We start from the raw sequence: 23,866 nt of genomic DNA, 5'->3' as shown, positions 1-23,866 counted from the left end.
CCGGCTTACAACGTTTTAGGGGGATAAAGAGTGTTCCACCACGTCGGGTCATCCTGCAACCATTTGGCAAACCACGCAAAGATGGTGTTCTGCCACTGGATACGCTTCTGATAGTCCAGAATGTGATGGTCTTGTCCGTCCACTACCACCAGGGCCGTTTCCCGTCCCAGCAGTTTCAGGGCCGTGAACATCTGGATGCTTTCGCCCACCGGCACATTGGTATCCGCCGAACCGTGGAGGAAGAGCAGCGGGGTGTGTACCTTGTCGGCATTGAACAGCGGACTGTGGCCGACAAAGAGTTCCGGGTTCTGCCACGGGTAACTGTTGGCAGCCGACACCTCGCTGTAGGAATAGCCCCAATAGCCTTCGCCCCAGTAGCTGGTGTGGTCGCTGATGCCGGCATGCGAGATGGCAGCCGCAAACAAATCGGTCTTCGTCTGGAGGTACTGGGTCATGAAACCGCCGTAGGAAGCACCGATACATCCAATCTTCTTGCCGTTGACAAACGGATGGGCTTCCACAAACTTGCGGGTGCCTTCGATGATGTCGTCGGCCACATAGTCGCCGAAGGTGTTCACGTGGCGGGCAGAGAACTCCTGGCCGAAGCCGGTGGCTCCGCTCGGTTCCACCACATAGACCACATAGCCCAGGGCCGCATACGCATGGTGCGGATAACGGCTGCCGAAGTTCCGGCTGGTAGGACTGCATCCGCCGTAGTAGTTCACAATCATCGGGTATTTCTTGTCCGGGTCAAAATGAGGCGGCAGGTAGTAGCGTCCGCAGATGGTATCGCCCCGCGAATTGACAAAATCCCAGGCCTTGCATTCACCCAGCAGCACGTCCTTCAGTTCCCCGTGCAAATCTTCTTCCAGCTTCGAGGCATCCTTCTTCAAATCGACCACATACAGGCGGTGTGCATTGGAGGCACTTTCCCCGTAGAACGACAGGGAAGACGCCTGCTCGGCCACGGAGAATCCCAGCACCATTTCTTCGGGCACATTCACCTTTTCAATGTGCTTCTTTGCCGGGTTCAGACGAAACAGGGAGATGCAGTCGCGGTCTTCCGCATTGAAGTAGACACAGTTGTTGGCAGCCGACCACACCGCCTGCATCACGTTCGGGTTGAACGTCTTGGTGAGCGGTTCAATCTGCTTGCTCTGCAGGTTCATCAGGTAAAGCTGGATGTCAATCATGCTCGGCGTCTGCCCTTCCTTCACGTTCTTGCCGATACCTCCCAGGCACTCCGGCGAACCGGCCAGCAGCACCTGACGACCGTCGGGCGAGAAGAGGGCGTTGGTCAGGAAACCGTCATCTTTCACCAGCTCTTCCACCTGCAAGGTCTGCACATCCATCTTGTAAAGCGAGAACAAGGTGGTCGGACGCTTGCCCATGCGGTGGTTGGAAGCCATCATCAGGACATACCGCCCGTCGGACGAGATATCCGTGGCCCACACGTTCTTGTAGCCGAAGGTCAGCGGCTGGCAGACCCCCGTCTTCACGTCGAAACGCGCCAGATAGGTACGGTTGCGCCATCCCGGCTGACGGTCGTCGGGGTCGATGAACTCATAGATTTCCTTCTTCTCTTCCGGACCTTTCTGTACCAGGGTAAACAGCAGGTAGTCTTCGGTAGGCGCTACCCGGAAACTACCTTCCGGCAGGTGGCTCACCCACACTTCCTCCTGTCCGGAGACTGGGTCCACCGTCACCAGTTCCCGTCCGGATACGCCCTGACGTACATAATAATACTGAGCGGAACGCGGCATCCAGTGCAGCGTCTCTTCCCGCGTAGCCAGCACCTTGCCGGTCTTCAGTTCCTTCACCTTGGTCTGCGAGGTAGTCTTTCCGCCTTCCTTCGTCACCGTGTACGAAGTAATCAGGTATTTCCCGTCGGCTGAAAGCTCGGTGCCTGTGATACGGGTGCCGTGGAGCACATCGGCCAGGGTGAACAGACGCCCCTGTTCGGTACGGAGGCTGAACACCCCGTCCTGCTTGGCATCGAGGCTCACTTTCGGCACACTCTGTTCGCCCGGCACGGAAAGGTATTTGATGATCACCTGATGGGTAGCCGGATCCAGCGACAGCGAAGTATCTTCCACCCGCTTGCCGTCTACGTACACCTGATAGTGGGAAGCTCCCTCCACCTTCAGCGACACCTGGCCGTAGTGCGTGTTCTCCAGCACGAAGCCCATGAGGTGCAGGGCATAGTCGGACGAAGGTGTCAGCTGTCCGGCCTGTTTCACCTCCGCTCCGTCGAGCAGGGCAAACGATACCGGGGTGTCCAGCAGTGATTCCGCCTTCCACGGTTTGGAATTAACATCCACACTGTCAATCTGATAGGGTTGCATCAAGGCATAGGGACCTGCGTACTTGAACGAGGTCACCTCAATATTCTCGGCATTCACCAGCATGGCTCCGCAAAGAGAACATGCTATAAAAAGTTGCTTTTTCATCTCTTTTTTTCAGTTTATTGCCACAAACATAATCAAAAATCATCATTTTTTGTGTATGTTTGTAAAACATCTCACGAAACCGTTATGAAAAAAAAGTGTAGTTTATACTTTCTTTCCCTGCTGATGCTGGCAGGATGCAGTTCGGTGCCCCTCACCGGACGCAAACAGCTGTTGCTGGTTTCCGACCAGGAAGTGCTATCTTCCAGCCTGACCCAGTATAACAACTATATCAAGACTGCCCAGAAATCGACCAACGCGACCCAGACGGCCATGGTGGTCCGGGTAGGGAAAAACATCGCCGCGGCCACGGAGCAATACCTGCGCAACCAGGGACTGGCGGCAGATATCCAGGAATTCTCCTGGGAGTTCAATCTGGTGAAGAGCGACGAAGTGAATGCGTTCTGCATGCCGGGCGGGAAGATTGTGGTGTACGAAGGCCTGATGAAGCTGGTCTCCTCGGACGATGAACTGGCCGTAGTGCTGGGACACGAGGTGGCTCATGCGGTGGCCAAGCACAGCAACGAACGCATCAGCCAGCAGATGCTGACACAGTATGGTGCCCAACTGCTGGGACAGAGCCTTTCGGGCAAAAGCCAGATGATACAGACCGTGGCCAGTACGGTGTACGGCATCGGCTCGCAATATGGGGTCACCCTCCCCTTCTCGCGCAAGCACGAGTCGGAGGCGGACTACATGGGACTGGTGCTGATGACCATGGCGGGCTACAATCCCGACAAGGCGGTCACGTTCTGGCAGAAGATGTCGGCCAGCTCGGGCGGGAAAGTACCTGAATTCATGAGTACGCACCCCAGCGATGCCCGCCGCATCAGCGACATCCAGAAAGAACTTCCGGCCATCAAGGCCCAGTACGGAAATAAAAAGTAACACCTAACCACATATCAGCCATGAGAAGAATTGTCATCGCGCTTTTGGGCGTATCGCTGCTGGCCGGAGGATGCGGTACCATCCAGCCTGAACGCACAGGGGCCATCGTAGGAGGAGCCGCTATCGGAAGCAACGTAGGAGGTGCCATCGGAGGACTGGTGGGCGACTCCCGTCACGGATGGAGAGGGAGCTACAGAGGCTCTGCCATCGGAAGCATCATCGGTACCCTGGCCGGAGCGGCCATCGGGGGTGCACTCACTGCCCCCAAGTCGCGTGAAGCGGAAGGCAATCCCCAAGGCTATCCGGCAGAACGCCCCGTGGAAGAGGTATACACCGAACCCTACAACACCTCGTCGGCCCTGTCGGCCCTATACATCCGCAATCTGCGGTTCATCGACGAGAGCCGCGACCACATTCTGAACGGTGGAGAGAGCAGTAAAATCATTTTTGAAATCATGAACGAAGGCAGCGAAACGGCTTACAACGTGATTCCCAGCGTGACGGAAATCAGCGGGGTCAAACAGATACACATTTCGCCCTCCATCCTGGTGGAACAGATTCTGCCGGGCAACGGAGTGAAATATACGGCTACCGTGAGTGTGGGTAAACGTGTGAAAAACGGTACGGCCACCTTCCGTATTGCGGTGACCGACACCCACGGACAAATTTACGACCGTCAGGAGTTTACCTTGGAGACGGCACGCTGACCTTTCACAACCCATCATCTGAATTAGACCACAATGGAAAAAGAACAATCGTTATGTAAAGAAAAGACACACGTGGAACTGAGCGAACCCAAACACTACAAGGTGGTGTTCCACAACGACGACTTCACCACCATGGACTTCGTGGTGAAAGTACTCCAACTCGTGTTTTTCAAATCGCAGCTGCAGGCCGAGGACCTGACCATGAAAATTCACCTGGAAGGTTCGGCCACGGCAGGCATCTATTCTTATGACATCGCGCAGTCCAAGGCGCAGAAAACCACACAAATGGCCCGCGAGGAAGGATTTCCCCTGCGACTGACTGTAGAACCTGAAGACAATTAAACTGAAAAGAACCAATGAGTCACATCGAAAAATCTGTATATGTAGACAAAGCGCTGTCGTTTGCCCAGGGACTGGCATTCCGTTACCGCCATGAGTTTATCACCCCGGAACACATCCTCAGCGCACTCTTTAATCAAGACCCTTTTGTGGAAGCTGTAGAAGAATGTTTCTGTCACATCCCCGTGCTGGAAGAAGAAGTAGACGAGTACCTGGCCCAGAAAATGGAGCAGGTGCCGGAAGGTACAAACTACGAACTGCAGTTCTCGGTACAATCGAACCTGCTGTTCGATAATGCATACAGTTTCGTGGAAGCGTCGGGTTCCGAGCTGCTCGACGTACCCCATCTGGTGCAGGCCATATTGCTGTTGCCCGACTCGTGGGCATGCTTCTTCCTGAGAAAACACCTGAAAGAACGGATTATGGACTTTATCAGCCAGCTGGTGGTCATCTATGGGGACGACCTCAGTCTGGAGGAAAACGAGATGGAAGACGCGCGTGGTCCCTGGAAGAACTTCCTCACGTGCCTGAACGATCGGCTGGACACCCACAACCCGCTGATTGGCCGGGAAAAGGAACTGGAACGCACCATCGAGGTGCTGTGCCGGAAAGACAAGAACAACCCGCTGCACGTCGGCGAACCGGGGGTGGGAAAAACGGCCCTGGCCTACGGGCTGGCGGCCCGCATAGAAGCCGGCGAGGTGCCTGAACGCCTGCGGGGCAGCCATATTTATGAGCTGGACTTGGGAAGCCTGCTGGCCGGCACGCAATACCGGGGCGACTTCGAGCAACGTCTGAAAAGTGTCATGAAGAGCCTCAGCTCGGAAAAGAAGGCCATTCTCTATATCGACGAGATACACAACCTTATCGGGGCCGGACAAATCGGCGAAGGTTCGATGGATGCCTCGAACATGCTGAAACCGTACCTGGAACAGGGTGACATCCGCTTCATCGGGTCTACTACCTACGAAGAATACAACCGGTACTTTTCGCGCAGCAAAGGCATGGTACGCCGCTTTCAGCAGATTGACATCCAAGAGCCAAGCATCGACGAAGCTGTCCGCATCGTGGAGGGACTGAAGGAAAAATACGAAACGTATCACCACGTGACCTACGAACCGGGAGTCATCGAATATGCCGTCAAGGCCAGCGCCCGCTACATCAACGACCGCTTCCTGCCCGACAAAGCCATCGACCTGATTGACGAGGCCGGGGCCTACCGGGAAATCCATCCCACGGACGAAGGGGCACAGACGGTCGACAAGAAGCTGATTACGGAGGTGTTGTCGCACACCTGCAAGATTGATGCGAATGCGTTCAAGGAGGAAGACAACGCTTCGCTGGAAGCCCTTTACGACCACATCGCCGGACAGATTTACGGACAGGACGAGGCCATCAAGCAGGTGGTGGAAGCCGTGCAGATGGCCAAGGCGGGACTGCTGGACGAGCACAAGCCACTGGCCAGCCTGCTGTTTGTCGGCCCTACGGGAGTGGGCAAGACAGAGGTAGCCAAGGTACTGGCTTCGGAACTGGGTATCTCGCTGGTGCGTTTCGACATGAGCGAATACATGGAGAAGCATACCATCGCCAAACTGATTGGTTCGCCGGCCGGATACATCGGCTACGAGGACGGGGGATTGCTGACGGATGCCATCCGGAAAACGCCCAACTGTGTGCTGTTGCTGGATGAAATCGAGAAGGCACACTCCGACATCTTCAACATCCTGTTGCAGGTGATGGACTATGCGGTGCTGACGGATAACAAGGGACGGAAGTCTGACTGCCGCCACCTGATTCTCATCATGACCTCGAACGCGGGGGCACAGTATGCGCACCAGGCGTCCATCGGCTTCAACAGCCAGGTGACCACAGGACAGGCCATGCTCCGCCAAGTGAAGAAAACCTTCAAACCGGAATTCCTGAACCGTCTGTCGGCAACCGTGGTCTTCCACGACATGAGCCGGGATATGGCCGTACAGATACTCGACAAGAAACTGCGCCAGCTGGACGAAAAGCTGGAACGGCGCAACGTCCGTCTGCATCTGACGCCCGAAGCCCACGAATGGCTGCTGAAGGAAGGCTTCAATCCGGAATACGGAGCCCGGGAAATGGACCGCGCCATTGCAGGCCATCTGAAGCCGCTGCTGATGCGGGAAATCCTCTTCGGCTCGCTGAAACAGGGAGGCGACGTCACGGTCACCGTAGCAAACAACCAACTGAGTATTCTCTCATAATCTGCACACCATGGTTTTCCAACTGACTAAAAAACTGGCTTTCCCCGACCCGCACTGGGGAGACCCCGACGGCTTGCTGGCCATCGGGGGCGACTTGTCGGTCGACCGCCTTATCCTGGCCTATTCCAACGGCATCTTCCCCTGGTATGCATTCCGCCGGAAAGTCATCCAGTGGTGGTGCCCCTTGCAGCGTTTCGTCATCTTCCCGGGCGAGATTCACATCTCCCACTCCATGCGCACGCTGATGCATAAAAACACTTACAGGGTAACCTTCAACCAGGCATTCGAAGAAGTGATACGGAACTGTTCGAAGCTCCGCATCGACGAGGAAGGAGCCTGGCTGGGCGAGGAAATGATTGAGGCTTACATCCGCCTGTACGAGCAGAATCTGGCGGCCAGCGTGGAAGTGTGGGAAGGCGACAAGCTGGTCGGGGGACTGTATGGCGTGACCCTCGGCACGTGTTTCTTCGGCGAGAGCATGTTCTCGCTCGTGCCCAGTGCCTCCAAGCTGGCCCTAATCCGGCTGGCCCAACTGCTGCATGCCCACGGAGGTACCCTCATCGACTGCCAGTTTGAAACGCCCCACCTCAAGTCGATGGGCGGACGTTACATCAGTTACGAGGAATACATGCAATACCTGAGAGTAGAATAAAGTCCATAAAAAAAGTCCGGTTCCCTTGCGAGAACCGGACTTTTTTATGAATGACTGTAAATAGCATCTTATTAATAAGCGCGGGCAAACAGCACACGACGTGCAGAAGGTTTGCCGGTCAGCATATCCACACCCGGAGTCAGGCTTTCTTCGTCGGCTTCGAAAGGCAGACAGCGGATAGTAGCCTTGGTTTCTTCCTTGATGCGGTCTTCCGTTTCCGGTGTACCGTCCCAGTGAGCCAGAATGAATCCACCCTTCTCAATCTGTTCCTTGAATTCTTCGTAAGTATCCACCTTGTAGATGTGTTCGTTGCGGTACTTCAACGCCTTCTGGTAGATGTTCTGCTGGATTTCTTCCAACAGGTTCTTTACGTATTCTTCGATGCCTTCGCAAGAACGGGTTTCCTTTTCCAGGGTATCACGACGCATGATTTCCATCGTGTTGTTTTCCAGGTCGCGGCCACCCATTACCAGACGTACAGGTACACCCTTCAGTTCATAGTCGGCAAACTTGAATCCCGGACGCTTGTTGTCGGCATTGTCGTATTTCACGGAGATGCCCATGCTGCGGAGCTTGTTGACGATGCCTTCCACCTTGGCATCAATCTGCTTCAGCTGTTCGTCGTTCTTGTAGATAGGAACTACCACTACCTGAATCGGAGCCAAGTGCGGCGGAAGTACCAGACCGTTGTCGTCAGAGTGGGTCATGATCAAGGCACCCATCAAGCGGGTAGATACGCCCCAAGAAGTAGCCCATACATAATCCAGCTTGTTGTTCTTGTCGACGAACTGCACGTTGAAGGCCTTGGCAAAGTTCTGTCCCAGGAAGTGAGACGTACCACACTGCAAAGCCTTTCCGTCCTGCATCAGTCCCTCGATAGTATACGTATCCAAGGCACCGGCAAAACGTTCGTTGGCTGATTTCACACCCTTGACGACCGGTACGGCCATGTATTTTTCAGCGAAATCACCGTACACGTGCAACATCTTCTGTGCTTCAGCCTCTGCTTCTTCACGAGTGGCATGTGCCGTGTGACCTTCCTGCCACAAGAATTCAGCCGTACGCAGGAACAGACGGGTACGCATTTCCCAACGAACTACGTTCGCCCACTGGTTGCACAGGATAGGCAGGTCACGGTAAGAGTTAATCCAGTTCTTATAGGTACTCCAGATGATGGTCTCCGAGGTCGGACGGATAATCAGCTCTTCTTCCAGTTTGGCTGCCGGGTCTACAATCACACCCGAACCGTCTTCCGCATTCTTCAGACGATAATGTGTCACCACCGCACATTCCTTGGCGAAACCTTCCACGTGTTCTGCCTCACGGCTCAGGTAAGATTTCGGAATCAACAGCGGGAAATAGGCGTTCACATGTCCTGTAGCCTTGAACATATCGTCCAGGATGCGCTGCATCTTTTCCCAGATGGCATATCCGTAAGGCTTGATTACCATACAGCCACGCACCGGAGACTGTTCAGCCAAGTCGGCCTTTACCACCAAATCATTATACCATTGTGAATAGTTCTCACTTCTTTTGGTAAGTTCTTTTAATTCTTTTGCCATAACTTTATGTAGTTATTTTATTTTTAATATCAATTGAGACCGCAAAATTAGTAAAAAAGATTCGTTTGCCTCTGATTTTGAAACAGGATTTATTCAAAACGAATGGATTTTGCAGGATGAATATGACTGATGAGATAAGACGGTCCCACCAGCATGGCTACAGACACCAGCAGGGTACAGACGTTCAGCAGCACAATCCAGCCCAAATGAAGCTCCACGGGAACCGCACTGACATAGTATGTGGCCGGGTCCAGCTTGAAAGGCTCAAAGAAATACTGGATGACGCAGAACGCCAGTCCAATGACATTCCCCCAGCACATGCCCCTCCCGATGAGGAAGACAGAGAACGACAGGAATATCTTCCGAATGGAAGCATTGTCGGCCCCCAGCGCTTTCAGAATTCCAATCATCTGCGTACGTTCGAGAATGATAATCAGCAAGCCCGAAATCATGGTAAAGCCCGCCACGCCGGTCATCAGAATCAGGATGACCCACACATTCGTGTCGAGCAAATCCAGCCAGGCAAAAATCTGCGGATAGAGTTCTTCCGACGTGCGTGAGCAATACACCGCCCCGTAACGGTCGATCCGCTCCTGGATATGTGCCCGGATGGCATCATTCACCGTATTCAAGTCGTCATAGTCCGCCACGGCCACTTCCACGCCCCCCACCTGGTCCGGTTCCCAACCGTTCAGGCGGTTCACCGTGTACATGTCCGTCACGAGAAAATAATCGTCGAAAGATGAAAAGTGTGTCTGGAAAATCCCGCTCACCGTCAGCCGGCGCGCCCGCACATTGTCTTCAATGTAATAGGTGTACAGCTTGTCGCCCACCTTCAAGGAAAGCTTGTCGGCCATGGAACGGGAAATCAATACGCGGTTGCTGGCCACGGAATCCGTGAGCACCGGAATCTCCCCTTCCTGCAAATGCGCCTTCAGGTAAGTCCAGTCGTATTCCTGAGCCACCCCCTTCACAATCATTCCCTGAAAATTATCGGCCGTCATAATCATGCCCGGCTTCGTGGAGTAACGCTGCACATGACTCACCTCCGGAATCTGCCGTATCACCGAAAGCAGGCTGTCATTGCCCACCACCGGGTTCATCTGGTAGAGCTGTGCCCCGTCGATGCTGGAGACCACAATGTCAGACCCCATGCCGATGACCTTGTCGCGTACCTGATGCTTGAAGCCGATGACCACGGCCACCGATACCAGCATCACCGCCAGCCCGATGGCAATGCCGGCCATCGCAATCCGGATAGCCGGTTTCGAGACCTCCTTCCCGCCTTCCCGGCTGCGGTAAATCCGCCGTGCGATAAAAAATTTCCAGTTGCTCATCATTCATCCACTCTTCCCGGATAGGCTTCGAGTGCTTTACGCAGGATGAACAGCGCCCGTACCAGGTCTTCTTTCTTCAGTACATAGGCCACACGCACCTCGTTCTTGCCGCCGCCCGGCGTGGTATAGAAACCACTGGCCGGAGCCAGCATGACGGTTTCCCCCTCGTAGTTGAAGTCGGACAAGCACCAGGCACAGAACTTCTCACAGTCGTCTACCGGCAGTTTGGCCACCGTATAGAAAGCCCCCATCGGTATCGGCGAATACACGCCCGGGATACGGTTCAGTCCGTCAATCAGGCACTTACGCCGTTCCACATACTCGTCGTACGTTTCGCGGGCATATTCTTCCGGTTCGTCGAGCGAAGCCTCTGCCGCAATCTGTCCAATCAACGGAGGACTCAGGCGGGCCTGACAGAATTTCATCACGGCCTTGCGCACTTCCGGGTTCTTCGTAATCAAGGCTCCGATGCGGATACCGCACTCCGAATAACGCTTTGACACGGAGTCAATCAGTACCACGTTCTGCTCGATGCCTTCCAGGTGGCAGGCAGAGATATAAGGTGAGCCCGTATAGATAAATTCCCGATACACTTCGTCGGAGAACAGGAAGAGGTCGTACTTCTTCACCAAGTCCCGAATCTGGTTCATCTCCCGGCGGGTGTACAAGTAGCCGGTCGGGTTGTTCGGGTTACAAATCAGGATACCCTTCGTGCGTTCATTAATCAGCTCCTCGAACTTCTCCACCTTCGGCAAGGAGAAACCCTCGTCGATGGTCGTCGTCACCGTACGGATAATTGCGCCGGCAGAGATGGCAAAGGCCATGTAGTTGGCATAGGCCGGTTCCGGCACGATAATCTCATCGCCCGGGTTCAGGCAACTCATGAACGCGAACAACACCGCTTCCGACCCCCCGGTCGTGATGATGATGTCGTCGGCATCCAAGTGGATGTCATACTTTTCGTAATACCCCACCAGCCGCTCGCGGTAGCTGCGGTAACCCTGGCTGGGACTGTATTCCAGCACCTTCCGGTCAATATTTCGAATCGCATCGAGGGCCGCTCGCGGAGTAGGCAGGTCAGGCTGACCGATATTCAAGTGGTACACATGAATTCCTCTCTCTTTCGCAGCTTCAGCCAAGGGTGCCAGTTTACGAATCGGCGACTCCGGCATTTCAGTTCCTCTGATGGATATTTGTGGCATATTTTATGAGTTTAAAAAATTCTGAATTGCAAAGATAAAGGGATTGACGAAATAAACCAACTTTGTGTTCAGAAAAAACAGCCATCCGCTACCCGTAAAAAAGCCCTCCAAGGAAAGTTTAACGCCTTTTCAGGCATTTTCCATGTCTTCAACCCAAAAAATCCGTATGTTTGCTTCCGATAACCAAACATTCCATCTCACATGAATCTTTACCTAATTATATTTACTGCCGGAACCTACCGCACAGAGCAAGTTTACGACAAACACAAAGACCTCTTCGTCGAGCTGGAGAAACACTTCACGCTCCATCTGGTCAATTATACCGAAGCCGACCGCATACCCAGCAACGAATACAAGATGGCGTTCATCGCCAGCGGCGGTGTGGAAAGTGCCGTGGTGCGCTTTTTCAGCATCCTGCCCTATCCCATCACCCTGCTCACCGACGGACTGAACAACTCGCTGGCCGCCGCCCTCGAAATCTCCGCCTGGATACAGTCGAGAGACATGAAGGTGAGAATCATCCACGGACCGGCGCCCGACATGGCCAACCAGGTGCTCCTGCACCATCAGGCCTTTGCCGCCAAACGGGCCCTGAAGAAGAAACGCATCGGCGTCATCGGTACTCCGGCTTCCTGGCTGGTGGCCAGCCATGTGGACTACCTGCTGGCCGGACAGCGCTGGGGAGTGATTTATACCGACATCCCCATCGAACACGTGGAAAAGGCCTTCCATGAGATTACCGACGACGAAATCGGCGTGGAAGCCTCCCTGTTCGCCAACCGTGCCAAGGGGATTCAGGAGGCCACCCCCGAAGAACTGCTGCGGGCCATGCGACTGTACAGGGCCATCCGCCGCGTGTGCGAGGAAGAAAAACTGGACGCCCTCACCCTTTCCTGCTTCTCGCTCATCCAGAGCCTGAAGACCACGGGCTGCCTGGCCCTCTCCCTGCTGAACGACGAAGGCATCCCTGCCGGATGCGAAGGCGACCTCCAGTCCATCATGACCCTGCTGATGGTGAAGGAACTCATCGGCCAGCCGGCCTTCATGGCCAACCCGTCGTTTGTCGACCTGGCCCGCAACGAGGTGCTCCTGGCCCACTGCTCCATCCCCACGCGGATGGCCGAACAGTTCATCATCCGCAACCATTTCGAGACGGAGAGCGGCATCGCCATCCAGGGCATCGTACACGCAGGCGAAGTGACCCTCTTCAAGTGCGGCGGCGAGTGTCTGGACGAATACTACCTGTCGTCGGGCCACCTCGTCGAGAACACCAACCTGGTGACCTGCTGCCGCACCCAGCTGAAGGTACGGCTGGACAAGCCGGTCGATTACTTCCTGCACAACCCGCTGGGCAACCATCACATCCTGATACAGGGAAACTATGCCGACGTCATTCAGGAATTCATGCAACAAAACCGCTGCAAATTGCGAATTGACTGATTTTTCAAAACCATTTGTTCTCCCATTCAATTTATAATCGTATCTTTGTGTGAATTATTACAAATTGAAAAGCAAGAAAAATTATGATGCATAACTGGTTTGAATGCAAAATCCGTTACGAAAAAGTAGCCGAAAACGGCATGAACAAGAAAGTGACGGAACCCTATCTGGTGGACGCACTCAGCTTCACCGAGGCTGAATCGCGTATTATCGAAGAAATCACTCCCTTCATCAGCGGAGAATTCACCGTATCCGACATCAAGCGCGCCAACTACAGCGAGCTCTTCCCCAGCGAAGAGGAAGCAGCCGACCGCTGGTTCAAGTGCAAGCTCTATTTCATCACCCTCGACGAGAAGAGCGGTGCCGAAAAGAAAACGGCCACCAACGTGCTGGTACAGGCTGCCGACCTGCGCGACGCGGTGAAGAAACTGGACGAAGGCATGAAGGGCACGATGGCCGACTACGTGATTGCTTCCGTGGCCGAAACCGCCCTGATGGATGTATATCCCTACTCGGCAGAGCCCGACGTGAAACCGGAATTCCCGGATGCAGACAAACGATGAACAAACACTTATCAGAACCATGGATATTCAGTCTAATTTAAATGAGGTACGGACACAACTTCCTCCCCAAGTGCGCCTGGTAGCTGTATCCAAGTTCCACCCCAACGAAGCCATCCTGGCGGCCTACGAAGCCGGACAGCGCATCTTCGGGGAAAGCAAGGAACAGGAATTGAGCAAGAAGCAGGCTTCCCTGCCTGCCGACATCGAGTGGCATTTCATCGGCCACCTGCAGACCAACAAGGTGAAGTACATTGCGCCCTACATCGCCATGATTCATGCGGTAGACACCTACAAGCTGCTGGCCGAAATCGACAAACAGGCCGCCAAATGCAACCGCGTGATTCCCTGCCTGCTGGAAATCCATATCGCCGAAGAAGACAGCAAATACGGATTTTCTTTCCAGGAATGCCGCGAGATGCTCGACACCGAACCATGGCAGGAACTGACCCATGTGGCCATCAGCGGCGTGATGGGCATGGCCACCAATACGGACGACCAAGCGGAAATTACCCAGGAATTTGAAAGTCTGCACCGCTTCTTCACGGAACTGAAAGACACGTATTTCGCGCACGACGACCGCTTCAAGGAGATTTCCATGGGCATGTCGCACGACTACCAGCTGGCCGTGAAAGCCGGCAGCACGATGGTACGCGTAGGCAGCAAGATTTTCGGAGAAAGAGTATATTAAAAACGAGAAGAATATGGCACAACTAAAAACAACTTTTGCGGGGTTAACCCTGAACAACCCGATTATCATCAGCAGTTCGGGCCTGACGAACAGCCTGGCCAAAATCCAGAAACTGGAAGAAGCCGGAGCGGGTGCAGTGGTACTGAAATCAGTTTTCGAAGAACAAATCAATATGCAGACAGGCAGCATGCAGAGCTACGGTTCTCCCGAAGCCGACGACTACCTGGGAGCTTACGTGCGCTCTCATGCCCTGAACGAGCACATCGCCCTGATTGAGGACGTGAAGAAGCACTGCAAGATTCCGGTCATCGCCAGCATCAACTGCTACAGCGACAGCGAATGGACCGACTTTGCGCGCCTGATGGAACAGGCCGGAGCCGATGCACTGGAAGTGAACATCCTGTCTTTGCAGACCAGCAAGGACTACAAGCCGGGCAGCTTCGAACAGCGCCACATCGACATCCTGCGCCACATCAAGAAGGTGGTCCGCATCCCGGTCATCCTGAAACTGGGCAGCAACCTGACCAACCCGATAGCCCTCATCAACCAGCTCTATGCCAACGGAGCGGCTGCCGTGGTCTTGTTCAACCGTTTCTACCAGCCGGACATCCAGATTGACAACCTGACCTTCACCACCGCCAGTGTGATGAGTTCTCCTTCCGAACTGGCCGACCGCATCCGCTGGGCAGCCATCGCTTCGGCCGAAGTGCCGCAGCTGGACTATGCCGTTTCGGGCGGTGTGCATTGCGGAAAAGGTGTCATCAAGTCCCTGCTGGCCGGAGCTTCTGCCGTAGAAATATGCAGCATCATCTACCAGCACGGCAACCAGATGATTGAGACCATGAAGAAGGAACTGGCAGAATGGATGGACGACAAAGGCTACACGACCATCGCACAGTTCAAGGGCAAGATGAACGCAGCCGCCGCCGGCGAAGTGAACCCCTTCGAACGTACCCAGTTCATGAGATACTACAGCAACCACGAAGAATAAAACGGCTTCGCGGAAACGCATAAAAAAGCGGATGCTTCTACCTGGAAAAGGAAGGAAGCATCCGCTTTTTTTGTCTTCATTGGCCCGGCCTCAGCGTTTCAGCAGACCGATTTTCAGGTTCAGCTTGAAATAATACACCCCGTTTTCACGCTCCAGGTAGCCGTACTTGTCTTTCTCGGTGGGGCCTTTCTCCAGGCGGCTGTTCTGGAACAGGAAGTCGGCAAAGGTCTGGCGGAACGCCCGCTGGTAGCACAACACCTCGCCGTCGCCCGTCACGAACAGGAAACCGGCGATGGCCGAGTCGGTACCGTTGTACAGCTTGGCCGGACGCATGCCCATGGCCAGCGCCAGCAGCAGCTCCTTCACCTTGTATTCATAGAAACGGTGCTTCGTTATCAGTTCATCCTTGATTTTCAGCGGATTCAGTTTCTTGAGTTCCTCCGTCAGGTCCGACACCTTCGTGAGGCCGTCCAGCCACATCAGGCGGGTCATTTCGGCCAGCAGACGCCCCATGTGCAGGTCAATCATCGACAGGTTGCTGCGGAAAATCTTGTCGGCCACATCGCTGTACTTCAGCACGCCGCCCAGCCGCTCAATCATCAGCATCCGCGACACCACGTCGTCTTCCTCCCCTTCCGCATTGATTTTGTTGACGGTAGGCGTGGCAAACTTCACACCCGTCTGCTCAAACTTGAAGTTGGCCGTGCGTCCGCCGTCGAGCAGTGGAATCATCATCCCCAGCCGGGAACGTACGCAGAAACCCATGAGCGGGGCATCCACCGAATAGAACGCCACACTGAAATCCGTACGGTCGTCCGTGCGGGCCTCCAGGTCGAAGATGGCCACCTCGTCGAGGAACTCCTCCACCCCGTCGGGCGAGGTCACGTCGTCTTCCCGACTCTGACGGATGGCGGCATAGATGAGCTCGGCCACCGTGGCAAAGTCCTCGCGCGGAATCCGCTTGTCGATGTGCTCCCCTTTCAGATGGATAGAATCCTTCTCCAGAATATACTGACGCGTACCGTCGTGCTCCTCGCGCTGCACCATCGCCACCGGAAGACGGAGCGTTTCGTTCTTCTTCACGTCGGGAGTTCCGCCGTACACGTAGCCGTCGGCCAGCAGCCGGAAAAACGCATACAGTTCCCCCCATTCTCTTTTCGTCGCTTCAAATGCCATAATCTCTTTATTTTTTAAGTGCAAAGGTAGTAAAAGAAGCGTTAACAAAAACGTTTCCGACAAAAGCAAATCCTAATAGATGTTATTAAACAGATTTTTTCGGGTATTTTGCTTGCAGAGAACCAGAAAATACGTACCTTTGCAATGTGTTTTTCATAGTATTAGATTTAAGGTTAACAAAAGGTTGGAGTTCAGCGGAACTCCTTTTTTTATGCCCGTTCGCCACCCCCCTCACCTTTCCTCTTCTCAGCCCTTCCAGAAGGCCTTTTCCACCCGCCGTTACCCCTAAAAAAAACGTCCTTACGTTTTGGTTCAAACGCAAGGACATTTCAAGTAAAACGCAAGGACGTTTGAACCCAAACGCAAAGGCGTTTTCCCACGGGTGTCAAAAGCCCTCAAAAGTCTTCTTATTTCTTCAGCACACGACAGATGAGCCAGTAGCCTCCCAGCACTTGCAGCAGCATGCCTGGAATGCCGATACGGAAATCCTGCAAGGCAGTGAACAGGCTGCCGGAGAGCATCCATTCGCCCAGCGTACCTGCCACCTGATAGAACAGCACCACGCCCAGCAGCAACGGCAGGGTGACTTTCCGGAAGCGGGCAGCCACCAGTCCGGCTCCCACGGCCAGCAGGACGGATTTCAGCAGGATGGCCGGCAACACGGCAGGCGCAGGCATACCGAACCACCACGAGTTGAGCAGCGGCGAGAGCACCGCCGTCAGCAGTCCGGCCTTCCAGCCGTATTTATAAGCCCCTACCAGGGTGAAGAAATAAATGGGCAGCCAGGTCACTCCTCCCTGCGGCACCAGATGAAAAAGCTGGGGCAGGACGATGTTTCCGGCCACAAACAGCAGGGCGGTGACGTAGGTCTTCACGCGGCTGTAGCCCAATGTGTAAAGTTTTACGGTTGTTTCCATGTATAAGTCTATTTTTCAACGTTTGTTTTTTCTTTTTCTGCGGCTTCCCGCATGCGGCTCACAAAGCCCTCAATCACCGGATAGAGTGCCGCGGGATTGTCCGACATGTCGCAGAGGGTCTCCAGCGGACAGCGGCCCGTGCGGGTGCGGTTGATGATGCAGGGCACTTCTTCCGCAAAGGCCACTTCCACACCCCCGTTCCGGAGCAGGCTCAGGGCCGGGGTACTGATGACCCGGGTCCACACGCGAGCCACGCCTCCCAGCACCATCAGGGCGGCAGCCCCTTTTCCCACGACTTTGTCGGCCAGCCAGGCCCCTTGCAGGAAATCCCGGTCGGTGCGGTACAAGTCATACAAGTCGGCCACTCCCCGGCGGGAGAAGGTGCGGGTCTCGTCCCCATGACGCACCACGCAGGAATAACCTCCCTCGTTCAGCAAGCGTATCAGCTCCTCCATCACAGCGTCTCCTGTTTCAGTTTCTCCACATACGCATCAATGCGGTGCAGTTCCTTGGGGATGTCGATGGACTGCGGGCAATGCGGGCTGCACTGGTTGCAACCGATGCAATGGCTGGCCTGACGGAGTTTCGGCACGCTGCGGTCGTAACCCACCAGGAAGGCCCGACGGGCTTTCACGTAATTTTCGTCCATGCGGTCTTTCGGCATGTTACCCTCGTTCACGCACTTGTTGTAGTGTACCAGGACGCCGGGGATATCAATGCCGTAAGGACACGGCATACAGTATTTGCAGTCGTTACAGGGCACGGTGGGATATTGCAGCATCAGTTCCGCCGTGTCGAGCAGGAACTGGTTCTCCTCCTGGGTGAGCGGCACCAGCGGCGAATAGGTGCGGATGTTGTCTTGCAGGTGTTCCATATAGGTCATGCCGCTGAGCACGGTCAGCACCTTGGCCGGCGTACCGGCAAAACGGAAAGCCCACGAAGCCACACTGCCTTCGGGGTTTCGCTCCTTCAGGCGGGTAAACACGTGTTCAGGGATGTTCGACAAGCGTCCGCCCAGCAACGGTTCCATCACCACCACCGGAATGTCCCGGCTGCTCACCTGCTCATACAGATAATCCGCATTGACGTTGTTGCCCGAAGCATGCAGCCAGTCGGAATAGTTCAACTGAATCTGAATGAAATCCCAGTGCACCTGGTCGTGCATGGCCAGTGCCCGGTCGAATTCCTCCTTCGTGCCATGGAACGACCAGCCCAAATGGCGGATACGTCCGGCCTCGCGCTCCTTGAGCAGAAAGTCGAGCAGGCCGTTGTCCAGAAAACGTCCCTGCAACCCCCGCTTGCCGGGAGCCCCCAGCATGTGAAGCAGGTAATAGTCGATGTAGTCCACCTGCAGCTTCTTCATCGAATTGTGATACATCTTCACCCCGAAATCATAATCGGAATTGGAGAAGTTCGACATCTTGGTGGCCACGAAGAACTTCTCGCGCGGATGCCGTTTCAAGGCGATACCCGTGGAAGTCTCCGACCAGCCCTGCACATAGACCGGGGCCGTATCGAAATAGTTCACGCCGTGCTCGATGGCATAGTCCACCAGCCGGTTCACCTCCTCCTGGTCGATGACGTTGCCGTCGCCTCCCGGAGCCGGAAGGGTGGGCCAGCGCATACAGCCGTAGCCCAGCAGCGATACCTTGTCCTCGTTGGGAGGAAACTGGCGGTAGGTCATCTTGCCCACGGGCACCTCGCCTACCCCCTGGCTGGTTTCTTTCTTATCGGGTGCACAGCCGGAGAGGGCCGCCGTGGCTCCCACCGTACTGATGCCTACTATCTTCAGGAAATCTCTTCGGTTCATCTGTTTTTTCTCGTCCATTCTCTTTGCATATATAAAGGTAAGACAATTCAGTTAAAGCGTACGGTGACGTTCGTGGCCTTCCACGTAGATGGCACTCAACGGACGGGCCGGACACAGGTTCTCACAGGCTCCGCAACCGATGCAACGGGCTTCGTTCACAGCCGGAATCTTCAGCGAGTCGGGGTTGGACGGGTCGGAAGGCACCATCGAAATGGCGTTCACCGGACAATGGCGGGCACAGTTGCCGCACTCCTTCTTGTCGGTGAGCGGGATGCACAAGTCTTTCACCCACACGGCATGCCCAATCTGGATGGAAGACTTCTCGGCCTTGTCGATTTTCAGGATGGCCCCTGCGGGACACACCTCGGAACAGCGCGTACACTCCGGACGGCAGTAGCCGCGTTCGTACGACATGTAGGGTTGCATGAAGGAATCCAGGGAGCTGGAGGGCCGCAGCACCTCGTTCGGACAAGCCGACACGCACAGCTGGCAAGCTGTACAGTGCGATTGCAGGTGACGGAGTCCCTGTGCTCCCGGCGGTACAATCGGCGTGTGGCGCACCGGCTCTTTCTTGTCGATGATGTCGGCCAGTCCGCCGTCCATCTTGATGGCTTCCGCCTTCTTGGCCACCTGTGCCTTCAGCACCGACCCTGCCAGCAACAAAGAGCCGGCCAGGAACTCCCGGCGTCCGGCAGTGGAATCCGGTTTTCCGGCCACCGGAGCCTCAGCCTTTTCCGCCTTCTTTCCATACGCGAAACGGTAGCCGATGGCACCTTTATGACATTTGTCCAGACAGTCCATGCAAGCCACGCAACGGCTTCCGTCCACCGCGTGGTTCTTCACGTCGATGCAAGCCGCCTTGCAGTTGCGGGCACAAAGGGTACAGCCGTTGCATTTCTCCTTGTCGATGGTGATGCGGAACAAGGCAAAGCGGGAGAAGAATCCCAGCATGGTGCCCACCGGACAGATGGTATTACAATAGGTACGGCCGTTGCGTGCCGCCAGCACGATGACCAGCACCAGCATCACCGCCGCCACAATCAACACGGGCAGACTCTTGAGCCAGACCTCCACCGAATAGAACGCATAGCTGTCCATGCGTTCGGCCAGCGAAGCCAGCAGGTTGTTGCCCCACATCCACAAGGGTTGCAGGAAACTGTGGGCTGCACGGCCATACACCGCATACGGGTCGAGCAAAGCCACCAAGGCATGCACGCCCAGCAGCACGGCCAGCACATAGATGACCAGCACCCCGTAGCGCAGCCAACTCTTCGGTTTGGAATAGGTATAAGGCATTTTCTTGCGGCCTCTGGCCAGACGGGCCACCACATCCTGAAACACGCCCAGCGGACAAATCACCGAACAATACACACGTCCGGCTACCAGCGTGAGCAAAATCAAACACACGATTACTCCGGCATTCAAGGCAAAAAGCGCCGGAAGGAACTGAATCTTCGCCATCCATCCCAGCCATGCATGCAACACGCCCGTGAAGTCGACGAACAACAGCGTCACGAATACCAGGCACAACACTCCCAGCGTGCGCCTGACTTTTCTCCACATATTCACAGTAAAAGCATTTTTAGTTAGTTACTCTCATCTTTCATCACAATTCCGTGATAACTCCTCACAAAAATAAAAGGAAATCCGTTTGAACGTATCATTCTGATTCGCTTTTTTGATGAGAAAGCATAAATATAAGTTTATTTTGCGTGAATCAGATAACTTTCGGGGCTAAAACCGGAAAAGATGTCAGAAAGATTGGTTATCTGAATTACAAATTCTAACTTTGTCTGACTATTTTGTAGCAAAAGACCAAAAACACATCATGACATACGCATTTATTACGGCAGCCGAAGCCGCTGCCACGATTCATCATGGGGACACCGTCGGCATCGGCGGATTTTCATCAGTAGGTACACCGAAAGCGGTGCCGGAAGCACTGGCCGCCTACGCAGAAGCACAACATGCACAAGGTAAAGAATTCAAGGTCGGCCTCATCACGGGAGGCGCCACGGGCAGTCAGGTAGACAGTGCCCTGGTCAAGGCCCACGCCGTGTCGTTCCGCACACCCTTCCAGTCGAACAAGGACATGCGCACGGCCATCAACCAGCACGAAGTGCAATATTTCGACCTCCATCTCTCGCAAATCGGACAAGACGTGCGCTACGGTTTTCTGGGGAAAATCCATGTGGCCATCGTAGAAGCCTCCGACCTCACCGACGACGGAGAGATTATCCTGAGCACCTCGGTCGGCATCTCGCCCACCCTGCTCCAGCAAGCCGAACGGGTCATCATCGAACTGAATGAAGCGCATACGGGCAAGCTCACCGGCATGCACGACATCTATATACTGGACAACCCGCCCTACCGGACGGAGATTCCTCTCTACCACGTGAACGACCGGGCCGGACGCACCAGCGTGAAAATCGACCCGAAGAAGATTACGGGAGTGGTCCGCACGAATGCCCGCGACCACATCGCCGCCTTCACGCCGCAGAACGAAGCCACCCTGCAAATCGGGCACAACGTGGCCTCCTTCCTGCTGCGCGAATGGAAGAACGGTGCCATCCCCAAGGAGTTCCTGCCCCTGCAGTCGGGCGTGGGAAACATCGCCAACGCCGTATTGGGTGCCTTGGGCGACGACCCGAACCTCCCCGCCTTCTCCATGTTCACGGAAGTGATACAGAACTCGGTCATCGACCTGATGCTGAAAGACCGTATCCGGTTTGCCACCGGCAGCTCGCTCACCCTGTCGGAAGACCATCTGGACACGATGTACGACCACATCGGCACCTTCCGCGACCGCATCCTGCTGCGTCCGCAGGAAATCACCAACCACCCGGAGATGATCCGCCGCCTGGGCATCATCGCCATCAACACGGCCCTCGAAGCCGACATCTTCGGCAACGTGAACAGCACGCACGTGTCGGGCAGCCAGATTATGAACGGCATCGGAGGCTCGGGCGATTTTGCCAGAAACGCCTTTTTGTCTATCTTTACCACCCCGTCGGTGGCCAAAGGCGGACTGATTTCGTCCATCGTGCCCCAGGTATCGCACGTGGACAGCACGGAACACGACGTGCGCATCCTCGTGACGGAACAGGGCGTGGCCGACCTGCGCGGGAAATCGCCCTCGCAACGTGCCCGCTGCATCATTGAAAACTGTGCGCACCCCGACTACAAACAGCTGTTGTGGGATTACCTGAAACTTTCGGAAGGTCACTCCTGCCACACGCCGATGTCGCTGCGCCATGCCTTCCAGATGCACCTGGCCTATGCCGAGACGGGCGACATGCGAAACACCAAGTTTGACTAAAAAGAATGGAAAAATTTGACCTACACATCCTGGGATGCGGTTCGGCCCTGCCCACTACCCGCCATCAGGCCACCTCGCAGGTGCTCAACATCCGCGAGAAACTGTTCATGATTGACTGCGGCGAAGGCACACAGGTGCAGCTCCGCCGTGCCAAGCTGAAGTTCAGCCGGCTGAACCACATCTTCATCTCCCACCTCCACGGCGACCATTGCTTCGGGCTCATGGGACTGATTTCCACGTTCGGCATGCTGGAACGTACGGCCGACCTCCACATCCATGCCCATGCCGACCTGCAACGTCTGCTGGAACCGCAACTGGAGTTTTTCTGCAAGGGGATGCCCTATCAGGTGGTGTTCCACCCCTTCAACCCGGGCGAACGTGCCGTGATTTACGACGACCGTTCCGTCAGCGTGGAAACCATCCCCCTGCGCCATCGCCTGCCTACCTGCGGCTTCCTCTTTCGCGAGAAGCCGATGCCCAACCATATCCGGCGCGACATGATTGATTTCTACGGCATCCCCATCTGCATGATGAACCGCATCAAGAACGGCGAGGACTATGTGCTGGACGACGGGACGGTGGTTCCCAACGACCGGCTCACCACTCCCTCCGACCCGCCACGGGCGTATGCCTATTGTTCGGACACGGTGTACCTGCCCCGTCTGGCGGAACAGGTGGCGGGCGTGGACCTGCTTTTTCATGAAGCCACCTTCACCGAAAGCGAGTCCGTCCGTGCCAAGCAGACCCTCCACTCCACCGCCGCACAGGCCGCCCGCATTGCCAGGGAAGCCGGAGTGAAACGCCTGCTCATCGGCCATTTCTCCGCACGCTACGAAGACGAGAATGCCTTGCTGGAAGAGGCCCGCGCCATCTTCCCCGACACCTTGGCCGCCGACGAGGGACTGAAAATCTCGCTCTGAGACGTTAAAGAAAACTAACCTCATTAAACCGATTCCCCGGGAGATTGTCTTACCAGACAATGACGAACCCGCACACGCCATGAACAATTATAACGAAAAAGAAACCATACTGATGCTTCAGGACCCGTCGATGCAACGAAAAGGCTTCGAACGGATAGTGAAGGCCTACAGCGAACAGCTGTACTGGCAGATACGGCGCATGGTGGTTTCACACGACGACGCCAACGACCTGTTGCAGAATACGTTCATCAAGGCATGGACCAACCTGGACTATTTCCGCGGCGACGCCAAGATTTCCACCTGGCTCTACCGCATCGCCCTCAACGAGTGTCTGAACTTCCTGAACAAGCAGCGGGCCGAAAACCGCCTGTCGCTCGACGATGCCGACGCGGCCCTGGCCAACAAACTGGAGAGTGACCCTTACTTCAACGGCGACGAAACGCAGAAGCTCTTCCAGAAGGCCATCCTGCAACTGCCCGAAAAGCAACGCATCATCTTCAACCTGAAATATTTCCAGGAAATGAAATACGAAGAGATGTCGGAGATTCTGGGCACCAGCGTAGGGGCGCTGAAGGCATCCTATCACCATGCCGTGAAAAAAATAGAAGATTTTTTTCATCAACATGATTAAACCTTTTTTACAAATTCGAATCTAACTTCCAAAGGAGGCAAAA

The 23,866-nt window shown here is 55.1% G+C and carries 21 protein-coding genes; 12 read left to right on the top strand and 9 right to left on the bottom strand.

Annotated elements, in window-relative coordinates:
- Positions 1-5: 5 nt before the first annotated feature.
- Positions 6-2,450 carry a S9 family peptidase gene (locus tag BQ7480_RS06850; protein WP_072542261.1) on the bottom strand — a complete coding sequence of 815 codons (2,445 nt, stop codon included), beginning with the start codon at positions 2,448-2,450 and terminating at the stop codon, positions 6-8.
- Between the two features lie 84 nt (positions 2,451-2,534).
- Here BQ7480_RS06850 and BQ7480_RS06845 point away from each other — a divergent pair, with 84 nt between their 5' ends.
- The 5 genes from BQ7480_RS06845 to aat are packed head-to-tail and all read left to right on the top strand — an operon-like array spanning position 2,535 to position 7,267.
- Positions 2,535-3,335: a M48 family metallopeptidase gene (locus tag BQ7480_RS06845; RefSeq protein WP_072542260.1), complete on the top strand. Its 801-nt coding sequence runs from the start codon at positions 2,535-2,537 to the stop codon at positions 3,333-3,335.
- A gap of 20 nt (positions 3,336-3,355) precedes the next feature.
- Complete coding sequence (locus BQ7480_RS06840) at positions 3,356-4,042, top strand: glycine zipper domain-containing protein (RefSeq protein WP_072542259.1); 687 nt, start codon at positions 3,356-3,358, stop codon at positions 4,040-4,042.
- A gap of 33 nt (positions 4,043-4,075) precedes the next feature.
- Positions 4,076-4,384, top strand: coding sequence for an ATP-dependent Clp protease adaptor ClpS (locus BQ7480_RS06835; RefSeq protein ID WP_072542258.1), 309 nt, complete (start codon positions 4,076-4,078; stop codon positions 4,382-4,384).
- 14 nt (positions 4,385-4,398) lie between these two features.
- Complete coding sequence (locus BQ7480_RS06830) at positions 4,399-6,615, top strand: AAA family ATPase (protein WP_072542257.1); 2,217 nt, start codon at positions 4,399-4,401, stop codon at positions 6,613-6,615.
- Between the two features lie 10 nt (positions 6,616-6,625).
- Positions 6,626-7,267: a leucyl/phenylalanyl-tRNA--protein transferase gene (gene aat, locus BQ7480_RS06825; protein WP_072542256.1), complete on the top strand. Its 642-nt coding sequence runs from the start codon at positions 6,626-6,628 to the stop codon at positions 7,265-7,267.
- A gap of 71 nt (positions 7,268-7,338) precedes the next feature.
- Here aat and proS read toward each other — a convergent pair whose 3' ends face one another.
- The 3 genes from proS to BQ7480_RS06810 all read right to left on the bottom strand — a co-directional run bounded on the left by proS (position 7,339) and on the right by BQ7480_RS06810 (position 11,368).
- A complete protein-coding gene (gene proS / locus BQ7480_RS06820; protein ID WP_072542255.1) occupies positions 7,339-8,829 on the bottom strand; it encodes a proline--tRNA ligase in 1,491 nt (496 codons plus the stop codon).
- 89 nt (positions 8,830-8,918) lie between these two features.
- Complete coding sequence (locus BQ7480_RS06815) at positions 8,919-10,169, bottom strand: ABC transporter permease (protein WP_083581779.1); 1,251 nt, start codon at positions 10,167-10,169, stop codon at positions 8,919-8,921.
- Positions 10,166-11,368 (bottom strand): pyridoxal phosphate-dependent aminotransferase, encoded by a 1,203-nt coding sequence (locus tag BQ7480_RS06810; protein ID WP_072542253.1) that lies wholly within the window; start codon positions 11,366-11,368, stop codon positions 10,166-10,168. The genes BQ7480_RS06815 and BQ7480_RS06810 overlap by 4 nt, the downstream gene beginning before the upstream one ends.
- Positions 11,369-11,569: 201 nt before the next feature.
- Here BQ7480_RS06810 and BQ7480_RS06805 point away from each other — a divergent pair, with 201 nt between their 5' ends.
- The 4 genes from BQ7480_RS06805 (at position 11,570) to BQ7480_RS06790 (ending at position 15,050) form a co-directional block, all read left to right on the top strand.
- Positions 11,570-12,808, top strand: a complete 1,239-nt coding sequence (locus BQ7480_RS06805; protein ID WP_072542252.1) for a fucose isomerase — start codon at positions 11,570-11,572, stop codon at positions 12,806-12,808.
- An 80-nt stretch (positions 12,809-12,888) separates the two neighbouring features.
- Positions 12,889-13,371, top strand: a complete 483-nt coding sequence (locus tag BQ7480_RS06800) for a DUF4494 domain-containing protein (RefSeq protein ID WP_139255735.1) — start codon at positions 12,889-12,891, stop codon at positions 13,369-13,371.
- 19 nt (positions 13,372-13,390) lie between these two features.
- Complete coding sequence (locus tag BQ7480_RS06795) at positions 13,391-14,059, top strand: YggS family pyridoxal phosphate-dependent enzyme (RefSeq protein WP_072543938.1); 669 nt, start codon at positions 13,391-13,393, stop codon at positions 14,057-14,059.
- Positions 14,060-14,072: 13 nt separating this feature from the next.
- Entirely contained in the window at positions 14,073-15,050 is a 978-nt protein-coding gene (locus BQ7480_RS06790) for a dihydroorotate dehydrogenase-like protein (RefSeq protein WP_072542250.1), read from the top strand.
- 90 nt (positions 15,051-15,140) lie between these two features.
- Here BQ7480_RS06790 and BQ7480_RS06785 read toward each other — a convergent pair whose 3' ends face one another.
- The 5 genes from BQ7480_RS06785 to BQ7480_RS06760 all read right to left on the bottom strand — a co-directional run bounded on the left by BQ7480_RS06785 (position 15,141) and on the right by BQ7480_RS06760 (position 20,516).
- Complete coding sequence (locus tag BQ7480_RS06785; protein WP_072542249.1) at positions 15,141-16,226, bottom strand: HpaII family restriction endonuclease; 1,086 nt, start codon at positions 16,224-16,226, stop codon at positions 15,141-15,143.
- Between the two features lie 407 nt (positions 16,227-16,633).
- A complete protein-coding gene (locus tag BQ7480_RS06775; protein ID WP_072542247.1) occupies positions 16,634-17,143 on the bottom strand; it encodes an ECF transporter S component in 510 nt (169 codons plus the stop codon).
- 8 nt (positions 17,144-17,151) lie between these two features.
- The gene (locus tag BQ7480_RS06770) at positions 17,152-17,598 is read right to left on the bottom strand and encodes a DUF1893 domain-containing protein (protein ID WP_072542246.1); all 447 of its coding nucleotides are present in this window, start codon (positions 17,596-17,598) and stop codon (positions 17,152-17,154) included.
- Positions 17,598-18,971, bottom strand: a complete 1,374-nt coding sequence (locus tag BQ7480_RS06765) for an aldo/keto reductase (RefSeq protein ID WP_072542245.1) — start codon at positions 18,969-18,971, stop codon at positions 17,598-17,600. Before BQ7480_RS06765 ends, BQ7480_RS06770 begins: the two co-directional genes overlap by 1 nt.
- A 33-nt stretch (positions 18,972-19,004) precedes the next feature.
- Positions 19,005-20,516, bottom strand: a complete 1,512-nt coding sequence (locus BQ7480_RS06760) for a 4Fe-4S binding protein (RefSeq protein ID WP_072542244.1) — start codon at positions 20,514-20,516, stop codon at positions 19,005-19,007.
- Between the two features lie 265 nt (positions 20,517-20,781).
- On the opposite strand from BQ7480_RS06760, the gene BQ7480_RS06755 reads away from it, so the two are divergent.
- The 3 genes from BQ7480_RS06755 (at position 20,782) to BQ7480_RS06745 (ending at position 23,823) form a co-directional block, all read left to right on the top strand.
- On the top strand, positions 20,782-22,272 hold the full coding sequence (locus tag BQ7480_RS06755; RefSeq protein WP_072542243.1) for a butyryl-CoA:acetate CoA transferase: 1,491 nt from the start codon (positions 20,782-20,784) through the stop codon (positions 22,270-22,272).
- A gap of 5 nt (positions 22,273-22,277) precedes the next feature.
- On the top strand, positions 22,278-23,192 hold the full coding sequence (locus BQ7480_RS06750; protein ID WP_072542242.1) for a ribonuclease Z: 915 nt from the start codon (positions 22,278-22,280) through the stop codon (positions 23,190-23,192).
- Between the two features lie 79 nt (positions 23,193-23,271).
- Positions 23,272-23,823, top strand: a complete 552-nt coding sequence (locus BQ7480_RS06745; protein WP_072542241.1) for an RNA polymerase sigma factor — start codon at positions 23,272-23,274, stop codon at positions 23,821-23,823.
- The last annotated feature ends 43 nt before the right edge of the window (positions 23,824-23,866 follow it).

Source organism: Bacteroides mediterraneensis, assembly GCF_900128455.1.
In the GTDB taxonomy this organism is placed as follows: Bacteria; Bacteroidota; Bacteroidia; order Bacteroidales; family Bacteroidaceae; genus Phocaeicola; species Phocaeicola mediterraneensis.
This window is presented reverse-complemented; position numbering and strand designations above follow the sequence as displayed.